We start from the raw sequence: 22,521 nt of genomic DNA, 5'->3' as shown, positions 1-22,521 counted from the left end.
TAATCAGATTTCGGAGTGATTTCGAGGGGTGCAACGAGGCTAGGGCAGGGGACTCAGCGCCATCGCCCGAAGCCGTCGAACATACAGAACTGTATGTTGGTGAACAGTGTTCAGATGGTTATCCGGCGGATCGACTCATCCGATCGTCGATGCGACATTCCGCCAGAGATGCGGCAGACTGTTGATACCTTCGAAGGGGGAGGGATGACGATGAACCGAAGCAAGGCCGTTGAAAAGGAAGCCGCCCGCAAGTCGCGAGAACACAAGGTTCACAAGTTTGGACCAGGCGAGCTATCAAGAATCTCGAGCCAATCTAATTGGACCATGGCCCATCCGGGACGTGCCAAAGAGAACCCGCACCGCCGTGAAAAAGTGTATTCGCCGGAAGACTTGGCGCGTGGCGAGAAGTTCGAGGCTTGGTGTAAGACGCATCCCAATCGGGACTATTCAGATAACCCATACTCATGGGATAAGGCGCACCCTTCCAAACCGAAACCGAAGCTGTCGTTGTTCTGATTGGCCTAGCCGTATCGGTCACCACTCTTTGGAATCAAGTGGTGACCGAAAGCATGAACAAAATCAACGAGGTCACCAGTCACCACCAGTCACCAGTATATTCAAAGACTCTCTATAATGCGGGGGGCTGTGGTCACCCACTCTGTTTTATAAACTCTTTAAAAGAGTGGTGACCAAGTGGTGACTGGTGACCGCATTGAAAACAAAGGGTTTTTCGGGTCACCAGTATGGTCGCCACTCTATTGAACTGGTGACCGCCGATACCGCCACTCCCGCTGACCGGCTGCCTTCCTTTGATAGCGTTCGAAGCCCATGGATCGAAGCGACTTCGATACACGGTTCTGATCAGCCTGCGTCCACTTCCCCGGCGCGATGTGCAGGGCATCCTTGAGCACTTCACCGACAGACACTTCATTCAGAGCCTCTGTGCGAGGGACGGCCTGCCATCCGATGATGTCCTCGCCGTTCTTCACGGGCCTGCTCGTCTCAGTGAGGTAGCCGGTGATGACGTTGTCCCATGCGTCGCCCGCGTATCGTTCGGCCTGGACGTCTTCGGCGGCGGCGGTCATGTCGGAGTCCAGCCACCAGCGTTCGCCAGCGTTGAAGCGGTGGACGGCTTCTGCCCATAGGTGATCTCTGGCGGCGGCGAGATTGTCCAGATCGATGACCCAAGACGGCGGTTTGCCGTCGGCCGCCTTCACCGGCCAGAACCGTCGAGCACCTGTCGGGTCAGAAAGGTAGCCGCGTTCCGGATTCACGGTGCCGGCGAACACGCATTGCCGGGGGAAGTCGGCGGACCTCTTGGCATAGGGTGGTCGGAACCGATCGGATGCCGTGCTCATGAAAGCTTTGATCCGGCTCACCTCGGATCGCCCCACGGCATCGAGCTCGGCGAGTTCGATGATCCACACCCCCTGCATCTGCAACAGGGTGTCCTTCGACGACAGATCGCCGATGCCGTCTGAGAACCACTCGCCGCCAAGAACCCTCAGTGCCGACGACTTCTGAAGGCCCTGACGGCTTTCGAGGATCAGGGCGGTGTCGACCTTACAGCCAGGCCTGCAGACGCGGGCGACCGCGGAAACCATCCAGGCGGTACCCACAGCGCGTGTGTAGGGCGTATCGGCGGCGCCGCAGTGGTCCACAAGCCAGGCGTCGAGCCGCGCGGTTCCGTCCCACGTTAGGCTCGAGAGGTAGTTTCTGACCGGGTGTGACGGGTTCTCGCGCGCAACGGCCTCGATCGCCGGGCCGACCGTCGCAGGGGGCACGGCGATGCCCTCGTGTTGGAACCAGTCGGCGGCGAGGACGTCGTCGGTGTCAGACCATGGCCGTTCCTTCCATGGTATGCTGCGGTCCAGCCACGGGGCAGGGGACAGCATCATCGTCGTGCATCGGAACTCGTCCCAGCCGAGGACTCCGTCCCAATCAGGCGCGGTGCGCAGCCCTGCCAGGACGTTCGCGAGGCAGGGCTTGGGGCCGCGCTCGCCGCAGATGAGTTCAGCTTTCCAAGCCGATCGCCGTGCCGGTGCGTCGATATGTGGATCTGGCGCGGGCAGCGCCTTAGGCGCCGGTCTTCTGGTGCGCTCTGGGAACTCGACTACGGTTGAGGCCGGCGATGGCAAAGGCTGTTCCTTGGGGGCTGGCTTCGGCTTAGGCCTTACCGGCCTCTCGATCATGCCGAGGTCGCACAGCTTGCATGTGACGGTCGGCGGCGGTTCGTTCGGCTGTAGTGGGGGTGCATACTCGACGAGCTGCAGGCCGTAGCATTTCGGACATTGAACCGCGTCGTGATCCCGCGGACTCGCGTCCTTCGCGGCGCCGGTCATCGCGGCTGCTCCCGATATGCTGCCCGCGCCTCGTCCAGAAGATCGCCAATATCTGGTTCGTCCTCTCGCTGCGGAAGAGAGGGCAGAACCTTCAGCAACGCGGCGCCAGCCTCGTCAGTGTCGAGCCCCATTGACCATCGAATGAAGCCGTCGACGGTTCGGCCGTGTCCCTCAACGCAGTCATCGACCGTGCTCGAGTACCAAATGCCGTCAGCCCCGACGCGCAGGGGGCGCGAGCCGACATCACCGACGCGGACGGATCCGTCCGGTTCAACATGGGTCGCACGCGATCCATAGATCCGTGCGATGGCCTGGATGAGCTCCGGGTCGGTCGGTCCGGCTAGCTCAGATCTGATGATGCCAAGCTCGGCGACTGCAGCGTTCAAAATGAAATCGAGCGTGATCGCTGGCAGTGCTGCTTCCTCACGCCAGATGGCGGAATATGCATCCCATGCTGAAGGCTTGAAATTCTTATCGTTTTCCATTATACTTGACTCCTTGGTAAGTGATTTTGCCGGTACGGGACGCCATCCCTGCCGGCAATTTTTTTGTCAGTCTTGTGAGGACCGAGCCGCGAGCCATGACTCGAACTTCTCTCGTTCGAACAGGATTAGCTTGCCGCCCGGTCCCCATGGTCGCAGGGGACGCGGGAAGTCAGGATCGTGCTCGGCTAGACGTAGCAGTTGCGTGGTCGACATGCCGCCGAGACAAGCGGACACGTCCCGCGCCCGAATGTGGGTGGGCATGGTAAAACCTCAGATTGTTGGGCTGAAACGACAGCGCCCCCGAGTCCTGAAGGATGCGGGGGCGCAGTTGTCGATGATGAATATCTGACTTATCTCACGTTTGCGAGGTTGAGTCAATACCCAATAGTAATCGACTAGAGCGGACCTCAGTTAGGAGATTTTCGACTGTAATGCTCTGTCAGTATCGCTGCATCCAATCTGCCTGGGCTCACAAACTCTCCGTATCCGGGCGCGTCGATAGTCCCATCGGGGAACAAGACAGCCCATCCCGTGCCCGGCTCTAGATAGTCGAGAACGCCAACGGTGGTGATCGGCGTAGTCAGACCATCATCATCGACATGCCATCCGATCATACGGACAAGTTCACGGTGGACGGTGTATCCGTCGACATAGAAGATATAGACCTTCATGCCGGTCTCTGCCTGAATCACAGTCCCGGTCATGCCGCCACCCGATCAGCAACGTACTGCACAACGTCCTCGCGTCGGAACATTCTGCGCTTTCCGAGTTTAGCGGACCTCGGTCCGCGTCCTTCGGCCACTAGAAAATATAGCGTCGACTTCGGGAGTCTGAGATAGTCTGCCGTTTCGTCGAACGTCATCACGTCTGGAAGATCTGAATTCATATTGGCACACCTCGTTTCGTTGTGGTGTGCTCTATATAGTCGAGTACGGATTTCGTAACGACACGGAAAGCTAGCTGATTTCAAACTTTCGGCGGACGCTCTTTCTTGATGGCGTCCGAAATGGTGCGAATCGTTGGGATCTTATCGTCGCTATCGGGGCTCATCTCTCGCGCGATACGATTCTGAATTCTGCTAGCGACGGCCGATACCGAGAGCCTGAAATTCTTGGCCCAGATTGTGCGCGCCTCTGAGGCCCATTCGGCGTGTCTGGCCGATACGTGCTGTTCAGCCTTCTTCGCCCGCTCGATCCCACCCTTGCCTCGATGGAAGGATTGATCGTTGATGCGGTCGACCAAGCGGTCGACCTCGCTGCAAACCATTAGCAAATACTCTTCCGCCTTCGCGTCATTGCCGAGAGACACCCATTCACAGGCGAGCCCCGCGGCCGTCTTAATGGATTGGCCGATATCGTCGGCATCGGTCCATATGGCGAGTGTCTTCTCGCTCAAGGCCGAGCCAAACGTCTCGGCGAATAGGCCGGTGCGCTGCCTAGGCTGCTTCTTGCTCATGCCGTGCTGCCCAGCAACCGGGGCGCCGTCGCCTCAACCATCTCGCGTCGGCTCTGCGCGAGGAGCTTGCCATAGTTTTCTTCAATCATTCTGATCGACGTGCCAAGGTTTTCGGCAAGCAACTGCATCTGCATGCCAGTGCGCAGGGCCTCAGAGGCGTAGCTGTGGCGCAGGCTGTAGAGGGTTGTTGCCGGGTCCAGCTTCGCCGCCTTCGCCGCCGCCTTCATCGGCCGGTGCTGTTCCGATTTGTGCCAGCGGCCACCGTCCCGAAGGATCAGGGGTTCGCGCCCATCGCGATCTCCGGCGAGCGCCTTGAAGAATGGCAGATCATCGGCGCGCAGGTAGATGCGGCGATCACCCGTCTTCCCGTCCCGGACGGTTAGGGTGCGTTCTTTGGGGTCGAAGTCTCGAACGTCGAACTCGGCCAGTTCGCCGTATCGCGCTCCGGTCAGAATCCCCGCGATGACTAGATTGCGAAAGTCGCCTTCGCAGGCATCCACCAGACGCTGACACTCTTCGGGGCTGAGGAACACGTCGCGAGCCGCACCAACCGACTTGAACGGCTTGGTCAGACGCCACGCCGCATCGCTGGTGATGCCGTTCGCCGGATCTTGGGCAGCCATGTTGAGCGCGGCCTTGCACATCGACAGCAGACGGTTGGCCGTGTCCTTCGATTTCCGGATGGCCTCTGCGTCGTCTCCCCTCACAAGGCCAGCATGCCAGGACGAGATATCCGTCTTGGTCAGGCTATTGACTGTGCGGTCGCCAAGCTTCGGCAGAAGATGCAGCCCAAGGCGTTGCTCTGTGTCCTTCGCCGTCTTCGCGTGCGCCTCGAGGTGTTTCACGTATCGCTGTACGGCGACGCGGACGGTTAGGGGGTCGCCAGAAGGAAGTGCGGCATCGACTACCTCACCGGCCTTATCGACGGCTTGGTCATAGTTCAGGACGGTCGACCCGTTGGAGTCCTCAACGTCATCGGCGGTGCCGATAACAGACTCCTTATACTCACGCTTCCCGTGCTCGTCGCGCTCGCCGAGCTTCCTGACTACCCACTTCCCTGCCACGCCACCGGCCAGGCGACGATATCCCAGGCTCAGGCCATCACGCAGGCGCCGAAAATGCGGCGCGCCCCGCACCTCGAGCCGCTTCCTGGCCGTCTTCGTCATGATCTCCGCGTCAATCGCTTTCCGTCCCATATCCTGATTCCAATATCTCTATGCCAACCTGATACCAACTATAGCATCTATAGGTATCCAGAGTCAATACCGGATAGGCGGTAACATACCGAGGAATTGAGAGGGTTTAAAGCGCCATGCGAATCGACATGAGACCATAATCAGCCCTATGTTTGCGCCCTTTCACGGCGGTAACACGGGTTCGAATCCCGTAGGGGTCGCCACTTCGGTACAAAACCCGCCATCGCTTTCCCCAGACCGTCATCCAGCATGCGGTGTGGCTCTACGTCCGGTTTGGCTTGAGCTATCGCGACGTCGAGGACCTGCTGGCCGAGCGCGGGCTGGAGGTTGTCCTATGAGACCATCCGGCAATGGGTCGCCAAATTCGGCCCGGCCTTCGCTGCCGGCTTCGCCGCCGCCGGTGCCGCGCCAGCTGGCGCTGGCATCTCGACGAGATGTTCGTCCGGATCGGCGGCAGACGGATGTATCTGTGGCGGGCGGTCGACGATGAGGGTGAGGTGCTGGACCTCCTCATCCTGCCGTCTACAATCACTTCAACCTCCAGCGCCATCTGATTTCCCGCCGCACGCTTCGAGCGCCTCGCGACGCCGCCTTCGCAGGCTGGCGTGACGCCGTGCAGGCCGGCTGAGAATCAGGCGGATCGCGCCTTTCGTGCCCTGGCGGCTTAAGTTGACAGTGCTTTTCTATATCCGAGGCTGGGGCGACAAAGCTCGTGCTCGCTTTTGTCCGCGGCCGCTGCGTGAGACGCAGCGCACGCGACCTATCCGACGTTGATCGGAAGATCCATTCGGGCCGCCCATTCGTGCCAGGAGCCAACGAACACCGCGACATCGCGATATCCGGCGAGCCGCAGACCATAGAGCGCCGTCGCGGCGCGGGCGCCGCGGTGGCAGTAGGTGATCATCTTCCGGTCCGGCGACAGCCCAGCCGCTGCGGCCAGGACGGCGATCTCGGCCGCCGGACGGTAGCGGCCGTCCGCCAGCAGATCCTCCCAGAACAGGAAGGCGGAGTGCGGGATGCGCCCCGGCCGGGCGCAGCAGGGATGGACGAAGCTGCCCTCGTGCTCGCTGCGGCGGCGGACGTCGAGCAGCGTCGCCCGACCGGGATCGAGCCAGGCGACCTCGTCGATGGTGGCGACGAGGTCGAGCCGCGGCGCCGGCGGTTCCGGCAGGGCCGCGCCGGCCGTCACGGCCAGGGCCGGGCCGGTGCCGGGCTGCGTCGGGCCGCCGGCGGCGATCCAGGCGTCGATACCGCCGTCGAGGATCAGCCCGCCAGGCAGGCCGAGGAACTCCTGGAACCACAGGCCGCGCGGCGAGATCATGCCGGTCGCCTGCTCGAAATGGACGACCGGCACGCTGCCGTCGACCCCCGCCGCCACGAAGGCGCCGGCCGCGGCGTCCGCCATGGCGGCGATGCCGACCCGGTCGCTCTGCGGGATGAAGTAGTCATAGACGTTCAGCCCGACCGCGCCGGGGATGGTGGCCCGCCGCCACTCCGCCTCGGGCCGCACATCGGCCAGGATCATGCGCTCGCCCGTGGCGAGCCGGTGGCGCAGCTCGGCGGCGCCGATGGTCACGGCCATGGCCAGTCTCCTCTCTCGTCTCCCGACATCGGCAGCATCCGGCCGACGCCTTCCGCCTCGGCCCGCGCCAGGACCCGGGCGGCCAAGGCGATGTCGAACACGTTCAGGCCGAAGCTCGACATGTAGACGGCGGCGTCCGGCGCCGGGCGCCAGCCGTCCAGCATCGCCGCCGCGAGGTCGGCCGCCACCCGCTCCGCCGGGAACCGCCCGGCGCGGTGCATCTGGAACAGGCTCTTGGCGCTGGTCCGTGCGAAGTCGCCCCACAGGTCGACGACGACCGCGCCGGCCTCGTCGATCGCGTCGAACGCGACCTCGTGATAGCCGATCTGCAGCAGGATCCGCCCCGGCCGGACCGCGCCCCGGCCGAGGATCGGCTGCGGCGCGGCGGTGCAGGCGAGGATCGCATCGGCGTCGCCCGCGGCGATCTCGGCGGGATCGTCGGCCAGGCGGATCGGCCAGGGCGCGGCCGGGCAGATTGCTGCGAGCAGCGCCTTGCGCCGCGCGGGGCCGCGGTTCCAGAGCGTGACCTCCTCCACCGCCGGGAACAGCGCCGCCAGCATGGCGAGATGGGCTCGGGCCTGCACCCCGGCGCCGAGCACGGCGACGCGCCGCGGCGGCCGTGGTGCCACCGTGCGCAGGGCCAGCGCCGAGACCGCCGCCGTGCGGGTCGCGGTCAGCAGCGCGCTTTCGACCAGGCCACGCGGCCGGCCGGTGGCGAGATCGTTGACCAGGGTCAGCGACAGGATCTGCGGCGCCTCGTCCGCGGCCGGCGGCCGATGCGCGGTCCACTTCACCCCGGCGGCACCGAACCGGCCGCCGACCCGGGCCGCCAGCGCATAGGCCTTGGCCTGCTCCAACCCCGCCAGCGCGACCGCGGTCTCGGCCGGCATCGCCGCCTCGCCGGCCCGCATCAGGCGCAGCACCTCGGTCACGTCCTCGACCGCCTGGGCGATGTCGCCGCCGCCCAGCACGATCACGTCCCGGCGTGAGAGGTGGCGGAGCTCGACCTCGGCCATGGCCGCCTCACGCCTCGACCAGCGTCTTGGCGAAGGGGTATAGCGCCGGCGACCCGCCGCAATGGACGAAGACCACCCGCGATCCCGCCGGGATCTCGCCCCGCCGGCACAGGGCGGTCAGCCCGTCCACCGCCTTGCCGGTGTAGACCGGGTCCAGCAGCACGCCTTCGGTTCGAGCCATGCGGTGGATCGCGGCGACGCCGCCTTCCGACGGCATGCCGTAGCCGGGGCCGACGAAGCCGTCCTCGATCGGGATGTCGGAGGGTGACCAGGCCTGGTCCCAGCCCAGCAGCCTGGCGCAGTCGGCCGCCATGCCGGCGATCCGCTGCTGGAACCAGGCGGCGTCGCGGCTGACGCTGATGCCGATCACGCGGGTGCCGGGCCAGTACCGGCGGGCACCGACATGCAGCCCGGCCAGCGTGCCGCCGGACCCGGCGGGGACGACGACGACATCGGGCGCGGCCTGGCCGGCGGCGCGCAGCTGCGCGTCCATCTCCGCCACCGCCCGGACATAGCCGAGCGCGCCGGTCGCGTTGGCGCCGCCCAGCGGGATGATCTGCGCCTTCTGGCCGCGCTCGCGGGCGGCGGCGGCATGGGCCTCCATCCGCGGGTCGACCTGGGTGAAATAGGCGGTGGGCTCGAGGAACTCCAGCTCGGCCCCGAACAGCCGGTCGAGCAGCAGGTTGCCCTGGTATTCCGCCGGCGGGTTGCCGCGCAGCACCAGCACCGCCTTCATGCCGAACTTGCAGGCCGCGGCCGCGACCATGCGCGCGTGGTTCGACTGGTGCCCGCCGGTGGTGATGATCACCTCGACCCCGTCGGCCAGCGCCTCGGCCATCAGGAACTCCAGCTTGCGGACCTTGTTGCCGCCGCCACCGAAGCCGGAATAATCGTCGCGCTTGATCGACAGCTCGATCCCCAGCTCCGCCCCCAGCCGGGGCAGCGCCTCGATCGGAGTCGGGAAGAAGCCGAGCGGGACCCGTGGGAAGTCGTCCGGTGTCATGTCTGTCGTCCTGGAGTGTCGGGCAGGGAAGGGAGGCGGAGCAGCCAGCCCTCGATCGAGCGAAGGAAACGAGACAGGCCGTCCAGCGTCACGAATTCGTCGATGCCGTGGGCGTTGCCGCCATGGCCCAGCCCGCCGATCAGGAAGGCGGGGGCGATCCGGGCGAAGGCGGAACCGGGCGCGCTGCCGATCGCCCAGGGCCAGACCTGCGGCTCGGCGCCGAGGTCGCGATAGGCGCCGGCCAGCTCCGCCACGCCGGCGGCGGTTTCCGGAAAGCGGCAGCCGGGATAGGCGTCGATCAGGTCGATGGCGACGCCGTCCGACAGCCCGGCCCGGCGCAGGCGGCCGCGGATGTCGTCCAGCGCCGCATCGGGGTCGAGGCCCGGCGGCAGGCGCAGCTCGAAGCCGGCGGCGGCCCGGTGTGGCGTCACCGCCCTGCCGTCCGGCGGGTCGGTGCGCAGGGTGGAGAGGTTGAGCGAGGCGGTCGTCAGCACGGCGGCCAGTCTCTCCTCGGCGGTGCCGTCGACGGCGTAGCGTTGGGCGCGGCGGAAGCGCAGCTCGGCCTCCGGGTCGAACCGCTCCGCCAGCCGGGCGGTGACCGTCTGCGCCTCGGCGTCGAGCGTGATGGCGCCGACCGTGCCGGTGTCGCCGCCGGCGATCGCCGCCAGGGCCGAGACCAGCCGCCAGGCCGGGTTGCCGATCCAGGGCGCGTTGCTGCTGTGGATCGCCGTCGCCGGCCCGCCCCAGGCGCCGCCCTCCACCCGGATCTCGCCGGTGGCGATGCCCTTGAAGCCGAGATAGATCCGTGGCGGCCCGCCGCCGTACTCGCACAGCGACGGGAACAGCACCGCATCGGCCGGGCCGGCCGGGCATGGATCGGCGGCCAGGTAGCGCCGCAGCGCGCCGCTGCCGCTCTCCTCTTGCCCCTCGACCAGGATCTCGAGATTGACGCCGAGCCGGCCCGCCGCGAGCAGGCGCCGGGCGGCGACCAGCATGCCGGCCAGCGGGCCCTTGTTGTTCTCGGCGCCGCGGCCGAGGAAGGCGGGGCCGAGCCCCGGCAGCTCCGCCTCGCCGCCGGTGAAGGGATCGACGCTCCAGCCCGCCGGGTCGGCCGGCATGACATCGTACATGTTGTAGAGGACGACCGTGCGCGGCGCGCCGATGTCGAGCCGGGCATGGACGATCGGCGGGTCGGCCGCGGCGGCGCCGGGCACAAGCGCGGCGCCGAGCTCGCGGACCAGCCAGTCCGACAGCGCCGCCGCCATCCGCGCCAGCCCGTCGCGGTCGCCGGCGACCGACCGGATCGGCGTCCAGGCGCGCAGCAGGTCGAGGGTCTCAGCCACCGCGGTCACAGCCGGATCCTCGGATTCAGTGCGGCATAGGCGATGTCGACCAGGATGTTCATGGCGACGAAGGTAAAGGCCGCGAACAGCACCACCGCCTGGACCAGCGGGAAGTCGCGGTTCTGGATCGCCTGCACCGCCAGCCGGCCGATGCCGGGCCAGGCGAAGATGATCTCGGTCACCAGCGCGCCGCCCAGCAGCGCCGCGAAATACATGCCCTGCACCGTCAGCACCGGGATCATCGCGTTGCGCAGCGCGTGCCGGGTGACCACGCCCCAGGCCGACAGGCCCTTGGCGCGGGCGGTGCGGATGTAGTCCTGGTCCAGCGTCTCGATCAGGCTGGCGCGCACCAGCCGGGTGACGGCGCTCATGTAGTAGGCGCCGAGCGAGACCGCCGGCAGCACCAGGTGGCGCAGCTCGCCATAGCCGCTGGTCGGCAGCCAGCGCAGCCGCAGCGAGAGCAGGATGATCAGCAGCAGGCCGAGCCAGAACACCGGCACCGCCTGGCCGGCCAGCGCCACCAGCCGGACCAGCAGGTCGGCCCAGCCGTCGCGGCGGATGGCGCCGACGATGCCCAGCAGGAAGCCGGCCAGCGTGCTCCAGGCCAGGGCCGCGACCGCCAGCAGCGCCGTGGCCGGCAGCCGCTCCAGCACCAGCCCGAGCACCGGCTGCTGGAACCGCAGCGAGGTGCCGAGGTCGCCCTGCAGCACGGCGCCGAGATAGCGCAGATACTGCAGCAGGAGCGGGGCGTCGAAGCCCATGGCGGCGCGGAACCGCTCGATCTCCTCCCGGCTGGCGTCGGGCGGCAGCATCAGCGCCGCGGGGTCGCCGGTCAGGTGCAGGGCGAAGAACACGATCGCCGAGACGCCGAGCAGGACGACGACGGATTGCAGGGCGCGGTCGAGCAGGTAGCGGGTCATCGGCGCCTCAGTCGACCCGGACATTGGTGCGGCGGATCAGCCAGTCGCCGACCAGATTGCAGCCGACCACCAGCGCGGCGATCACCAGCCCGGGATACAGCACGATCCAGTCCGCCATCAGGATGTAGGACCGGCCCTCGCCGATCAGGTTGCCCAGCGTCGCGGTGGGCGGCTGAACGCCGAGGCCGAGGAAGCCGACCGACGCCTCCAGCACCACCAGCCGCGGCAGATCGAGCGTCATCAGCACGATCTGCGGCGTCAGGATGTTGGGCAGGACGTGGCGGAACAGGATGCCCGCGGTCGGCACGCCGAGCGCCCGCGCCGCCCGGACGAAGTCGAGCGCCTTCACCTCCAGCGTCTTGGCGCGCGCCATGCGGGCGAAGATCGCCCAGCCGGTGACACCGAGGATCAGCACCAGGTTCAGGATGCTGGGGCCGACCACCGCGACCACCAGCAGGATCAGGAGGATGAAGGGAATCGACAGCTGGATGTCGACCAGCCGCATGACGATCCGGTCGGTCCAGCCGCCGAAGAAGCCGGAGACCAGCCCCAGCAGAGTGCCCAGGATCACCGCGATGGTCCCGGCCAGCAGCACGATGACCAGCGACAGCCGGGTGCCGGCGATGATCCGGGCCAGCAGGTCGCGGCCGAGCTGGTCGGTGCCGAGCGGGTGCAGTGTCCCGGCCACCACCGTCATCGGCGGCTTGAAGGTCGCGGTGATGTCGGCGGTGATCGGATCGGGCGGCCACAGCAGCGGGCCGAAGGCCGCCAAAGCGAGCACGGCGAGCAGCAACGGGGCGCCGACCAGGACGTCGCCTGTGAAGCCCCGGCGCCGGCGCCGCGTCGGCGTCGCGCGGATCAATGCAGGCGGATGTCGTAGACCGGGATGCGCGCATCCGGCCGTCCGACGAAGTCGACCGACTTGCTCTTGGCGTAGAGCGAATCCTCCTGGTACAGCGGGATCACCGGCACCTGCTCGGCGGTCACGGTCTGGATCTTGTGCAGCACTTCCGCCCGCGCCGCCGGGTCGATGGTGCGGCGGCTCTGGTCCAGCAGTGCGTCGAGATCCGGCAGCGACACGGTCGAATAGGGCTCGCCCGAGCGGAGGATCGCATAGGTCGCGGCATCGGCGTCCAGCGTCTGGGTCGACCCCCAGCCCAGCATGTAGACCGGCGCCTGCTGGCCGGCCGGCACCTTCTGCGAATAGACCGACCATTCGGGGATATCGAGGGCGGCCTTGACCCCGATCGCGGCGAATTGCTGGGCGATCGCCTGGGCAACCTCGGCGCTGTTGATGTAGCGCCGCGGCGCCTGCATCTGGATCTCGAAGCCGTCCGGGTAGCCGGCCTCGGCCATCAGGGCCTTCGCCTTGGCCGGGTCGGCGGCCGGCGCCTCGACCGGCAGATAGCCGAAATCATGCGTCCCGACCGGGGTGCCGCTCGGGGTCGCCAGGCCGTGCAGCAGGTTGTCGACGATCGCCTTGCGGTCGATGGCCAGCGACAGGGCCTCCCGGACGCGGACGTCGTCGAGCGGCTTGGCCGCGGATTTGAGGCCGAGATAGATGGTCAGCCCGCCGTTCTTGACCTGGATCAGGTCGGCGTCGCCGCTCTGGCCCACCGCGTCGACCATCTCCGCCGGCACGCCTTCGATCAGCTGGACCTCGCCGGTCAGGAGGGCGGCGACGCGGGCGGTCGCCTCCGGGATCGGCCGCCACACCACCCGGTCGATCACCGGCTTGCCGCGCCAATAGTCCGGATTGGCCTCGAGCACAACCCGGTCGTCGGGCACGAATTCGGTCAGCTTGTAGGGGCCGGTGCCCACCGGCTTGCGGGCGAAAGCCTCGGGCCCGACCTCCTGCAGGTATTTCGGCGGCACGATATAGGCGGGGTAGCGGCTCATCCGGGTCGGCAGCAGCGGATCGGGCGCCGTGGTCCGGATCCGCACCGTCCGCTCGTCGACCACGTCCACGCCGGCGATGGTGCGGATGTAGGAGATGGTCGGCGCCTTGGCCGCCGGGTCGAGGATGCGGTCGAGGGTGAACTTCACCGCCGCGGCGTCGAAGGGCTCGCCATTGGTGAAGCGCACGCCGGGCCGCAGCTTGAACTCCCAGGTCGTGTCGTCGACCGCCGACCAGGATTCGGCCAGCCCTGGCACCAGCTTCATGTCCGGGTCGCGCAGCACCAGCGTGTCGAAGATGTTGTCAACGATCGTCGCCGCCTCGCGCAGGAAGCCCGGATCCATCGCCGTTGGCGAGACCGGCCGGGCGATCACCAGCTCGTTGCCGAAGGCGGCGCCCGTGCCGACCGCCCAGGCGAGAAGGGCCGCAGCGGCCAGTTGCCTCGAAGTCCTCATCCTGTTCCTCCGAACGGGCCTGTCGGCCGCGATCAAGAAAGACAAATTTCTTATGGGATTATTTTCGGCGATGCTTTGCCGCCTGTGAAAACACGATATATCATGTATCCAACCTCGACAACGGCTATATTACCGGTCGAAGGAACGAGGGCGGACGGGGTGTCGGCGATGGAGAAGCGGTGGTGAGCTTCGTGCTGAGCGAGGCGCCGCGCGCCAGTCTGACGGCCTTCGTCGAGGGCCAGCTGCGCGAGGCGCTGATGTCCGGAGCGCTCCGGCCCGGGCAGCGGCTGAACACCCGCGCGCGGGCGCGCCAGCCCGGGACCAGCCTGACACCGGTGCGGGAGGCGCTGCTGAAGCTGGTGGCGGCCGGCGCTCTCGACGCGGCGCCGGCGCAGGCGTTCCAGGTGCCGGTGGTGACCCGCGAGCGCTATCGCGAGATCGCCACGATCCGGAAGTCATTGGAAGGGCTGGCGGTCGAGGCGGCGTGCGGCCGGATCGACGCGGACGGCTTCGCGACGCTGGACCGGCTGAACGAGGCGTTCCGCGCGGCCAGGACGGACGGCCGGGCCGGCGACGCGCTCAAGGCCAACCGCGAATTCCGCTTCGCCCTCTACGGCTTCGCCGGGATGCCGGCGCTTCTCGGCCTGATCGAGCAGCTGTGGATGCAGATCGGGCCGTGCTTCAACTACCTCTACCCGCAGCCGCGGCTTGAGGCCGGCGGCCGGCACAACCACGACGTCCTGCTCGAGGCGCTGCGGGCGGGGGATGCCCGGCGCGCCCGGGCGGCGCTGGAACAGGCGATCGACGACGGCACCCGGCTGGTGATGGAGCATTTCGGCTTCGACGAGCTGACAACTGGTCGGCAGGACCTGCCGCTGCTCGTCGTCCCCTGACCCCGGCGATGAATCGGCGTAGTCACCGCTATTCTGCGCAGTGAGCCAGATCCTCCTCCTATTTGCGACTTGCAATCCTCGGGATCGGCCCTCACGGGATCCACGACGATGTGCAGGTGCCGCTCATCTGACCGATGCCGAAGGCTTGAGGTGCGAATCCCCTCTTGACAGCCGGCTCGGTCCAGGACAGCCTATTTTTCAGGCGTGGGCAAAGGTGCCCATTTTTGCGCCACTCAATCAAACGATATCAATCGGCGCGCTCTCGGCGACGCATGATTGCAGGCAAGGACGCCCGCGGCCCTCACCGGCCGGCGGGCTTTCGTCTTTTTGGGGGTCTTCATGGCGCTGCGGCGCACGCGCATCGGAGTGATGTTCTCCTCCACCGGGCCCTACAGCGTGGTGGCCCGGTCGATGCTGAACGGCGCCTTGCTCGCGTTCAAGGAACTGGCGGAGGACGAGGCCAGCCTGGCGCTGGAGCCCGTGATCGTCAATCCCGGCGGGGATCTCGCCCGCTACGGACAGCTCAGCCGCGACCTGCTGTCCGACGGCATCCGCCATGTGGTCGGGTGCTATACCTCGTCCAGCCGGAAGGAGGTCATCCCCTGCTTCGAGAAGCATGATGCCCTGCTCTGGTACCCCTCGCATTACGAAGGGTTCGAGAGCTCCAACAACGTCATCTACACCGGCGCGGCCCCGAACCAGCACGTTCTGCCGCTCGTCGAGTATCTGCTGGACGGTGGCGGCAGCCGGGCCTTCTGCGTCGGCTCCAACTACATCTGGGCATGGGAGAACAACCGGATCTTCCGCGAGGCGATGACCGCACGCGGCGGCACAGTTCTGGCGGAGCGCTATTTCGCCGTGGGCGACACCGAACTTCAGCCGGCGGTGGAAGCCATCCTCGACGCCCGCCCGAACGTGGTCTTCAACACGCTGATCGGCACCAGCGCCTACGCCTTTTTCCGCATGTTCCGCCGTGCCTGCGAGGCGGCCGGCATCGACCAGCCGCGCGAGATCCCGGTGGCCAGCTGCACGCTGTCGGAGCCGGAGCTCGAGGAGATCGGAAGCGGTGCGGTGGACGGCCATCTGAGCTGCAGCGTGTACTTCTCCTCGCTGGACACCCCGGCGAGCAATGCCTTCGTCCGGCGATACGCCGCTGCATTTCCGGACGGCCCCACCAGCTCGGCCGATGCCGAAGCGTCCTACAACGCGGTCAGGCTCCTGGCGTTGGCGCTCGCGGCGGCCGGCAGCGATGATGTCGCGGCGGTGAAATCGGCCGTGACGCGCCAACGCCTGGCGGCGCCGCAGGGCGCCGTCTGGATCGACCCGCAGACGCTGCATTCCTGGCTGACCCCGCGCATCGGTCGGTCGACCGCCGATGCCCGTTTCGACGTGATCATGGAGTCTGCATCCCCGGTCTGCCCGGACCCCTATCTCGTCCAGTCTTCGCCTCGCTACGCGCTCGGTCCACGCCAACCGAACCTGAGGGTGATCCGGTGACGGTTCCACGACTGATCCAGAACTTCAAGGGCGGCCGGGCGCTCATCGTCACGTCGAGCCGCAGCGCCGCGGAAGCCCTGGAGGCGACGCTGGCCAAGCTGGGCGTCTCGGTCGAACGGCCGGCGCTCGTCGACGGCCGCGCCGAGCTCGACATCGCGTCGCTACAGGCCGAGCGCGACATCCTGTTCCTCGACGGCGACCTCGACGGAGCCGTGGTCATCGATACGGCGGCCGGAGGCCGGCTGCCCCCGGTCCCGATCATCGGCCTCGTCGGCGTGGAAGCGCCGAGCCGGCTCAAGGCGCTGATGAATCTCGGCGCGACCGGCTTTCTGCGCAAGCCGGTGCATGGCGCGGCCGTCTACACGGCCCTGTTCCTGGGGGTCAATCAGTTCCTGCTCCGCAGCGAGATGCAGGGGCAGCTGGAAGAGCTTGGCCGCCGGCGGCAGGGACGCCGCTTCGTGATCAAGGCCGTCGTCCTCCTGATGCAGCAGACCGGCCTGGACGACGATGCCGCCTATTCCCTGCTTCGCCGCGAGAGCATGCGGTCGCGGCAGGGCCTGGAAAGCTATTGCGAGCAATGGCTCGGCAACCAGGCGGACCCAGCCGCCCAAACCATGCAGGAGACGGCCCAAAGGCCGCGCGCCGACCAAGCCTGAAAACAGAGGAGAGACACATGTCTGGAGTGTTGATGCGGGGGCTGCGCGCCGCGGCCCTCACGGGCCCCCTCATGCTCGGCGCCAGCCAACTCGCGCTGGCCGCCGACCCGATCAAGCTCGGCGTGCTGGAGGATCAGTCCGGCGATTTCGCCGTGGCGACCATCGGCAAGGTGCACGCCATCCAGCTCGCCGCCGACGAGATCAACAAGGCGGGCGGCATCGCCGGCCGTCCGCTGGAGCTGGTGATCTACGACACGCAGTCCGACAACACCCGGTACCAGGAGTTCATGCGCCGGGTGCTGCAGCGCGACAAGGTCGATGTCGTGTTCGCCGGGTTCTCATCCGCCTCGCGCGAGGCCTATCGGCCGATCGTCGACCAGCTCGACGGCCTCGCCTTCTACAACAACCAGTATGAGGGCGGGGTCTGCGACACCCACATGATCGTCACGGGGGCGGTACCGGAGCAGCAGTTCTCGACGCTGATCCCGTGGATGATGGAGAAGTACGGAAAGAACGTCTACACCATCGCCGCCGACTACAATTTCGGCCAGATCTCGGCCGAATGGGTGCGCAATATCGTCAAGGACAACGGCGGCAAGATGGCCGGCGAGGAGTTCGTCCCGCTCGGCGTCTCCCAGTTCTCGCAGACCGTCCAGAACATCCAGAATGCGAAGCCCGACTTCGTCGTGACGCTGCTCGTCGGCACCGCCCAGGCCTCCTATTACGAGCAGGCGGCCGCGGCGAACCTCAACCTGCCCATGGCGTCCTCGGTCAATGTCGGCCAGGGCTACGAGCACAAGCGGTTCAAGCCGCCGAGCCTCGCCAACATGTATGTCACCACCAACTACATCGAGGAGGTGGACAGCCCGGCGAGCAAGGACTTCTACAGCCGGTTCAAGGCGATGTTCCCGGACGAGCCCTATGTCAACCAGGAGGCTGAGAACTCCTACCTCGCCCTCTATCTCTACAAGCAGATGGTCGAGCGGTCGGGCGGGTCGACCAGGCGCGACGACCTGCGCAAGGTGATCGCCCAGGGCGACGTCTGCATGGACGCGCCGGAGGGCAAGGTCTGCCTCGACCCGAAGAGCCAGCACATGTCCCACACCATCTACCTGGCGCGCGTCGGCGAGGACCATTCGATCTCCTTCCCCAAGGTCTGGGCGGACATCAAGCCCTACTGGCTGGGCGATGCCGGGTGCGACCTGACCAAGGACAACCCGAACGCCCAGTACACACCGTCGAACCCGCCGGCGAAATCCTGAGCCGGGCCGGCTGAACCGGCGTCAACCGAACCGGCGCCCAGGCCCGCTCTTGGCCGGGGCGACCGCTCCCTCTGTCGATGAACCAGACGGACCGCTCGACGATGGCTGTCGGTAACCTCGCATTCGCCGCGCTCTACCAATTCGGCGACGCTTTCGCCTTTCTTGTCCTCGCCGCCTGCGGGCTCGCCGTCATCTTCGGGATGATGGGCGTGATCAACCTCGCCCATGGCGAATTCATCATGTGCGGCGCCTATGTGACGGTCGCGGCCACCCATGCCGGGCTGCCGCTCGCGGCCGCGATCCTGGCCGGCGCGCTGGTCTCCGGGCTGGTCGGGCTGGTGGTGGAGATCCTGGTGATCCGCCACCTCTACGACCGGCCGCTCGACACCATCGTCGCCACCTGGGGCATCAGCCTGATCGCGACACAGGGAACGCTGATCGTCCTCGGCTCGACCATGCAGGGGGTCGGCACGCCGTTCGGCAGCGTCGAGATCGGCAGCTACTCCTATTCGATCTACCGGCTCGTGCTGTTCGCTGCGGCCCTCGCCGTGCTCGCCGGGCTGTATGCGCTGTTCAACTGGACGCGCTTCGGCGTCATGGCTCGGGCGACCATCCAGGTGCCGCACATGGCCGCGGCGCTCGGCATCGACACGCGGCTCGTCTACGGCCTGACCTTCGCGCTAGGCGCCGCTCTCGCCGGGCTGACCGGCGGCCTCTACGCCCCGACCATGACGCTGGTCCCGACCATGGGCGCGACCTTCATCATGGAGGCCTTCGTCACCGTCGTCGTGGGCGGGGCGGACGTCTTCCTCGGAACGGCGCCGGCCGGCGCGGTGCTGGCCGTGGTCAAGGCGGCGATGACCTCGTGGAAAGGGCAGCTCTTCGGCCAGATCGGGCTGCTGATCGCCGTCATCATCGTGATCCGGGTCCTGCCGAGGGGGATCTCCGGCTTCCTGTTGCGCGAGCGGGCCTGAGGAGGCGCGGAGATGACCGGCATCGCACGTATCCTCAGACGGCTCGAAGGGCCGCAGACGACCGGCCGCGGCCCCGCGTTCTGGGCCGCCTTCTGCCTCGTCGTCCTGGCCGCCTTCTGCTATCCGCTGACCGCGGACGGCTACACGGTCGGCAACGCCGTCTACTTCTTCAACTGGGCCTTCATGGCGCTCGGCCTCAGCCTGATCTGGGGCCATGGCGGGTCGCTGAGCTTCGGCCAGACCGCGTTCTTCGGCATCGCCGGCTACGGCTACGGCATCCTCACCATCAATTTCGGCTCGGCCTACGGCTTCACCCTGCTGGCGCTGGTGCTGGCCGTCCTGCTGGCGGCGGCCTTCGCAATCCTGCTCGGCTATTTCCTGTTCTTCGGGCGCATCGCCGGCGTCTTCCTCGGCATCGTGACGCTGTCCGTCACGCTGCTGCTGGAGCGGTTCATGGCGCAGACGGCAGGGCCGGAATGGCGCATCGGCAGCGCCCGCCTCAACGGGTTCAACGGCATGAGCGGCATGCCGCCGCTGACGGTGCCCTGGTTCGGCGGCGATCTCGTGCTCTATCCGGATGTCGAGCTCTACTACGGCGTGCTCGGTCTGCTGGTGCTGGTCTATCTGGCCTTGCGCATCCTGGTGAACTCGTCCTTCGGCAACGTGCTCGTCGCCATCCGCGAGAATCCCCAGCGCGCCGAGATGCTCGGCTACGACGTGCGCAAGTACCAGCTCGCCGCCTTCGTCATCGGGGCGGCGCTCGCCGGGCTCAGCGGCGTGCTCTACACCGCCTGGGGCCAGTACATCACCCCGTCCAGCATGGGCATCACGGCGGCGGCGCTGCCGATCGTCTGGGTCGCCGTCGGCGGGCGGTCGGACCTGACCGCGACGCTGATCGGCACCCTGGTGGTGCTGGCCGGCTTTCAGGCGCTCACCATCTACGGCAGTCAGTACGCGCTGGTCGTCATGGGCCTGCTGTTGGTCCTGACCGTGCTGGCGGCGCCGCGCGGCCTGATCCTGTCGGCCGCCGCCGGACTGGCGCGGCTGGCCGGCCGGCGGCGCCGGAAGGGGGAGGCATGATGCCGATCCTGGAGACCCGCGCCCTCGACAAGCGCTTCGGCGGCCTGCATGTGACCGCGGATGTGAACCTTGCGCTCGAAGCCGGCGAGATCCACTGCCTGATCGGCCCGAACGGCGCCGGCAAGAGCACGCTGTTCCGCCTCATCCTCGGCGAACACAGCCCCAGCGCCGGCCGCATCCTGTTCACGGGCGAGGACATCACCGCGCTGAAGCCCTACGCCCGCATCCGCCGCGGCATGAGCGTCAAGTTCCAGGTGCCGGGCATCTTCAAGGCGCTGAGCGTCCGGCAGAACCTGGAGATCGCGATGCAGCACGCCTATCCCGCCGCGGCGCTGGACGGCGAGATCGACGGGCTGCTCGAATTCCTGATGCTGACGAAGGAGGCGAGGCAGCTCGCCGGCAATCTCAGCCACGGCCAGAAGCAATGGCTCGAGATCGGCATGGCGATCAGCCTCAAGCCGCGCCTGCTGCTGCTGGACGAGCCGACCGCCGGCATGTCGCCGGAGGAAACCCATGCCACCGGCGAGATGGTGAAGTCCCTGAATGCGGGCGGCATGACCATCCTCGCCGTCGAGCACGACATGACCTTCGTCCGCCAGGTCGCGCAACGCGTGACGGTGCTGCATCTCGGGCGGGTCTTCGCCCAGGGCACGATCGACCAGATCGTCGCGGATGAACGGATCGCCGCCATCTATCTCGGGCAGGCCCATGCGTAAGGAAGTGCTTCTCTCCACCCTCGGCCTGCGCGCCGGCTATGGCGGCAAGCCGGTGCTGCAGGGCCTCGACATCACTGTCCGCGAGGGCGAGATCGTCGGCGTGATTGGCCGCAACGGCGTCGGCAAGTCGACGCTGATGAAGAGCCTGATCGGCCTGGTGCCGACGATGGCCGGCTCGGTCGTGTTCCGCGACGCCCCGGTCGAGCATCTGCCGCCCTACAAACGGGCGCGGCTCGGCGTCGGATACGTGCCGCAGGGCCGCGACGTGTTCCCGCGGCTGACGGTGGCCGAGAATCTGAGGGTCGGCGGCCTGTTCCGGTCCTCGGTCACCGAGGCCGACCGGCAGCGCATCTTCGAGTATTTCCCGATCCTGGCCGAGCGGCGCAACCAGCGCGCCGGGACCATGTCGGGCGGCCAGCAGCAGCAGCTCGCCATCGGGCGCGTGCTGATGGCCCAGCCCGCCCTCGTGCTGCTCGACGAGCCGTCCGAGGGCATCCAGCCGAACATCGTGCAGGACATCGCCCGCATCATGGTCGATCTCAACCGCGCCAGCGGGCTGACCATCATCCTGGTCGAGCAGAACATCGACATGATCCGCGCCATGGTCGAGCGCTGCTACGTCATGGACAAGGGGCGGATCGTCGCCTCGCTCGACCGCGACGACCTCGCCGATGCCGAGGTCGTGCGCCGCCATCTCTCGGTCTGATCACCAGCAACAGGTCCCACAGGAGGACGACCCATGCCTTCGCCCGACACGTCCTGGCTCGCGGAATCCATCATGGCGCGGCGCGGATTGGCCAAGGGCCAGCCCGGCCAGGCCTATGCGATCACCGAGGCCAGCCAGGGCAAGTACCACTATGTGTACGGTCCCTACGCGACACCGGTGCTGACGGTCGATCCCGGCGCGGTGATCTCGGCCGAGACCCACGACGCCTTCGAAGGCAAGATCACCTCGGAGAGCGACAAGCCGACCGAGATCCTGAACTTCCCCTTTCTCAACCCGCAGAACGGACCGATCTACGTCAACGGCGCCGAGAAGGGCGACTGCCTCGCCGTCTACATCAAGGAAATCGTGCCGCGCGGGCCGCAGCCGCGGGGCACCACCTGCGTCATGCCGGAATTCGGCGGCCTGGTCGCGACCGGCGACACGGCCCTCCTCAATCCGGCCCTGCCGGAGAGGGTCAAGAAGCTGGAGGTGGATGCCGTCACCGGCGTGAAGTGGAACGACAAGATCACGCTGCCCTACGAGCCCTTCATCGGCACGATCGGCACATCGCCGGAGATCGAGGCGATCTCCTCGCTCCAGCCCGACTATTACGGCGGCAACATGGACCTGCCGGATGTCGGCCCCGGCGCGGTCATCTACCTGCCGGTGAACGCCCCGGGCGGGCTGCTCTATCTCGGCGACTGCCACGCGGCCCAGGGTGACGGCGAGCTCTGCGGCGTCGCCATCGAGCATCCGACGGTCACGACCGTGCAGGTCGATCTGATCAAGGGCTGGAAATTCAAATGGCCGCGGCTGGAGAACGAGCGGGTGATCATGACCATCGGCTCGTCGCGCCCGATGGAGGATGCCGTCCGCATCGCCTATCGCGAGTTGGTGCGCTGGATGGCGGCCGAATACGGCTTCGACGAGATCGAGGCCTACATGCTGCTGACTCAGGTGGGCAAGGTCAGGCTCGGCAACATGGTCGACCCGAAATACACGCTCGGTGCTTCCATTCGCAAAACCCTGCTGGGCTGAGGGGG

Annotated in this window: 23 protein-coding genes, 1 tRNA gene and 1 pseudogene; 12 read left to right on the top strand and 13 right to left on the bottom strand. The window is 67.0% G+C overall.

The window, feature by feature from the left end; genetic code table 11:
• Positions 1 to 210: 210 nt before the first annotated feature.
• Positions 211 to 516, top strand: a complete 306-nt coding sequence (locus tag AAHM41_RS04060; protein WP_342235230.1) for a hypothetical protein — start codon at positions 211 to 213, stop codon at positions 514 to 516.
• A gap of 239 nt (positions 517 to 755) precedes the next feature.
• On the opposite strand, the gene AAHM41_RS04055 is transcribed toward AAHM41_RS04060, so the two are convergent.
• From AAHM41_RS04055 to AAHM41_RS04035, 6 genes are all read right to left on the bottom strand, one after another.
• A complete protein-coding gene (locus AAHM41_RS04055) occupies positions 756 to 2,342 on the bottom strand; it encodes a VapE domain-containing protein (protein ID WP_342235229.1) in 1,587 nt (528 codons plus the stop codon).
• Positions 2,339 to 2,827 (bottom strand): hypothetical protein, encoded by a 489-nt coding sequence (locus AAHM41_RS04050; protein ID WP_342235228.1) that lies wholly within the window; start codon positions 2,825 to 2,827, stop codon positions 2,339 to 2,341. Before AAHM41_RS04050 ends, AAHM41_RS04055 begins: the two co-directional genes overlap by 4 nt.
• A 407-nt stretch (positions 2,828 to 3,234) precedes the next feature.
• Positions 3,235 to 3,498, bottom strand: coding sequence for a hypothetical protein (locus AAHM41_RS04045; RefSeq protein WP_342235227.1), 264 nt, complete (start codon positions 3,496 to 3,498; stop codon positions 3,235 to 3,237).
• 29 nt (positions 3,499 to 3,527) lie between these two features.
• Positions 3,528 to 3,689, bottom strand: a complete 162-nt coding sequence (locus AAHM41_RS40580; RefSeq protein ID WP_446719431.1) for a helix-turn-helix transcriptional regulator — start codon at positions 3,687 to 3,689, stop codon at positions 3,528 to 3,530.
• A gap of 104 nt (positions 3,690 to 3,793) precedes the next feature.
• The gene (locus AAHM41_RS04040; RefSeq protein ID WP_342235226.1) at positions 3,794 to 4,282 is read right to left on the bottom strand and encodes a hypothetical protein; all 489 of its coding nucleotides are present in this window, start codon (positions 4,280 to 4,282) and stop codon (positions 3,794 to 3,796) included.
• Positions 4,279 to 5,448 (bottom strand): tyrosine-type recombinase/integrase, encoded by a 1,170-nt coding sequence (locus AAHM41_RS04035; RefSeq protein WP_342235225.1) that lies wholly within the window; start codon positions 5,446 to 5,448, stop codon positions 4,279 to 4,281. The genes AAHM41_RS04040 and AAHM41_RS04035 overlap by 4 nt, the downstream gene beginning before the upstream one ends.
• A gap of 162 nt (positions 5,449 to 5,610) precedes the next feature.
• On the opposite strand from AAHM41_RS04035, the gene AAHM41_RS04030 reads away from it, so the two are divergent.
• Positions 5,611 to 5,681: transfer RNA gene (locus AAHM41_RS04030), tRNA-Glu, on the top strand.
• A gap of 39 nt (positions 5,682 to 5,720) precedes the next feature.
• Positions 5,721 to 5,999 (top strand): annotated as a pseudogene (locus AAHM41_RS04025) (IS6 family transposase); the annotation flags it as partial.
• A gap of 239 nt (positions 6,000 to 6,238) precedes the next feature.
• On the opposite strand, the gene AAHM41_RS04020 reads toward AAHM41_RS04025, so the two are convergent.
• From AAHM41_RS04020 to AAHM41_RS03990, 7 genes are read right to left on the bottom strand one after another with little or no spacing between them, the layout of a single operon-like run.
• Complete coding sequence (locus AAHM41_RS04020) at positions 6,239 to 7,060, bottom strand: rhodanese-like domain-containing protein (RefSeq protein WP_342235224.1); 822 nt, start codon at positions 7,058 to 7,060, stop codon at positions 6,239 to 6,241.
• On the bottom strand, positions 7,051 to 8,076 hold the full coding sequence (locus AAHM41_RS04015) for a hypothetical protein (RefSeq protein ID WP_342235223.1): 1,026 nt from the start codon (positions 8,074 to 8,076) through the stop codon (positions 7,051 to 7,053). The genes AAHM41_RS04020 and AAHM41_RS04015 overlap by 10 nt, the downstream gene beginning before the upstream one ends.
• 7 nt (positions 8,077 to 8,083) lie before the next feature.
• Positions 8,084 to 9,079: a 1-aminocyclopropane-1-carboxylate deaminase/D-cysteine desulfhydrase gene (locus tag AAHM41_RS04010; RefSeq protein ID WP_342235222.1), complete on the bottom strand. Its 996-nt coding sequence runs from the start codon at positions 9,077 to 9,079 to the stop codon at positions 8,084 to 8,086.
• On the bottom strand, positions 9,076 to 10,431 hold the full coding sequence (locus AAHM41_RS04005; protein WP_342235221.1) for a M20/M25/M40 family metallo-hydrolase: 1,356 nt from the start codon (positions 10,429 to 10,431) through the stop codon (positions 9,076 to 9,078). The genes AAHM41_RS04010 and AAHM41_RS04005 overlap by 4 nt, the downstream gene beginning before the upstream one ends.
• Positions 10,428 to 11,342 (bottom strand): ABC transporter permease, encoded by a 915-nt coding sequence (locus tag AAHM41_RS04000; protein WP_342235220.1) that lies wholly within the window; start codon positions 11,340 to 11,342, stop codon positions 10,428 to 10,430. The genes AAHM41_RS04005 and AAHM41_RS04000 overlap by 4 nt, the downstream gene beginning before the upstream one ends.
• 7 nt (positions 11,343 to 11,349) lie before the next feature.
• The gene (locus AAHM41_RS03995) at positions 11,350 to 12,204 is read right to left on the bottom strand and encodes an ABC transporter permease (RefSeq protein WP_342235219.1); all 855 of its coding nucleotides are present in this window, start codon (positions 12,202 to 12,204) and stop codon (positions 11,350 to 11,352) included.
• Positions 12,201 to 13,694, bottom strand: coding sequence for an ABC transporter substrate-binding protein (locus AAHM41_RS03990; RefSeq protein WP_342235218.1), 1,494 nt, complete (start codon positions 13,692 to 13,694; stop codon positions 12,201 to 12,203). Before AAHM41_RS03990 ends, AAHM41_RS03995 begins: the two co-directional genes overlap by 4 nt.
• A 182-nt stretch (positions 13,695 to 13,876) precedes the next feature.
• Between AAHM41_RS03990 and AAHM41_RS03985 the strand changes: the two genes are divergently transcribed.
• From AAHM41_RS03985 to AAHM41_RS03945, 9 genes are all read left to right on the top strand, one after another.
• A complete protein-coding gene (locus AAHM41_RS03985) occupies positions 13,877 to 14,587 on the top strand; it encodes an FCD domain-containing protein (protein ID WP_342235217.1) in 711 nt (236 codons plus the stop codon).
• Positions 14,588 to 14,926: 339 nt separating this feature from the next.
• Entirely contained in the window at positions 14,927 to 16,084 is a 1,158-nt protein-coding gene (locus tag AAHM41_RS03980; protein ID WP_342235216.1) for a transporter substrate-binding domain-containing protein, read from the top strand.
• A complete protein-coding gene (locus AAHM41_RS03975) occupies positions 16,081 to 16,740 on the top strand; it encodes an ANTAR domain-containing response regulator (RefSeq protein ID WP_342235215.1) in 660 nt (219 codons plus the stop codon). The genes AAHM41_RS03980 and AAHM41_RS03975 overlap by 4 nt, the downstream gene beginning before the upstream one ends.
• Before the next feature lie 17 nt (positions 16,741 to 16,757).
• Positions 16,758 to 18,002, top strand: coding sequence for an urea ABC transporter substrate-binding protein (locus tag AAHM41_RS03970; RefSeq protein WP_342235214.1), 1,245 nt, complete (start codon positions 16,758 to 16,760; stop codon positions 18,000 to 18,002).
• A 101-nt stretch (positions 18,003 to 18,103) separates the two neighbouring features.
• Positions 18,104 to 18,976 carry an ABC transporter permease subunit gene (locus AAHM41_RS03965; protein ID WP_342235213.1) on the top strand — a complete coding sequence of 291 codons (873 nt, stop codon included), beginning with the start codon at positions 18,104 to 18,106 and terminating at the stop codon, positions 18,974 to 18,976.
• Positions 18,977 to 18,988: 12 nt separating this feature from the next.
• Positions 18,989 to 20,056, top strand: a complete 1,068-nt coding sequence (locus AAHM41_RS03960) for a branched-chain amino acid ABC transporter permease (protein WP_342235212.1) — start codon at positions 18,989 to 18,991, stop codon at positions 20,054 to 20,056.
• A complete protein-coding gene (locus AAHM41_RS03955; protein WP_342235211.1) occupies positions 20,053 to 20,772 on the top strand; it encodes an ABC transporter ATP-binding protein in 720 nt (239 codons plus the stop codon). The genes AAHM41_RS03960 and AAHM41_RS03955 overlap by 4 nt, the downstream gene beginning before the upstream one ends.
• Complete coding sequence (locus AAHM41_RS03950) at positions 20,765 to 21,478, top strand: ABC transporter ATP-binding protein (RefSeq protein WP_342235210.1); 714 nt, start codon at positions 20,765 to 20,767, stop codon at positions 21,476 to 21,478. The genes AAHM41_RS03955 and AAHM41_RS03950 overlap by 8 nt, the downstream gene beginning before the upstream one ends.
• 33 nt (positions 21,479 to 21,511) lie before the next feature.
• A complete protein-coding gene (locus AAHM41_RS03945) occupies positions 21,512 to 22,516 on the top strand; it encodes an acetamidase/formamidase family protein (RefSeq protein WP_342235209.1) in 1,005 nt (334 codons plus the stop codon).
• Positions 22,517 to 22,521: the final 5 nt, after the last annotated feature.

The organism is Inquilinus sp. OTU3971, from assembly GCF_038440215.1.
The sequence above is the reverse complement of the archived record's forward strand: the minus strand, read 5'-3'. Positions and strand labels throughout refer to the sequence as shown.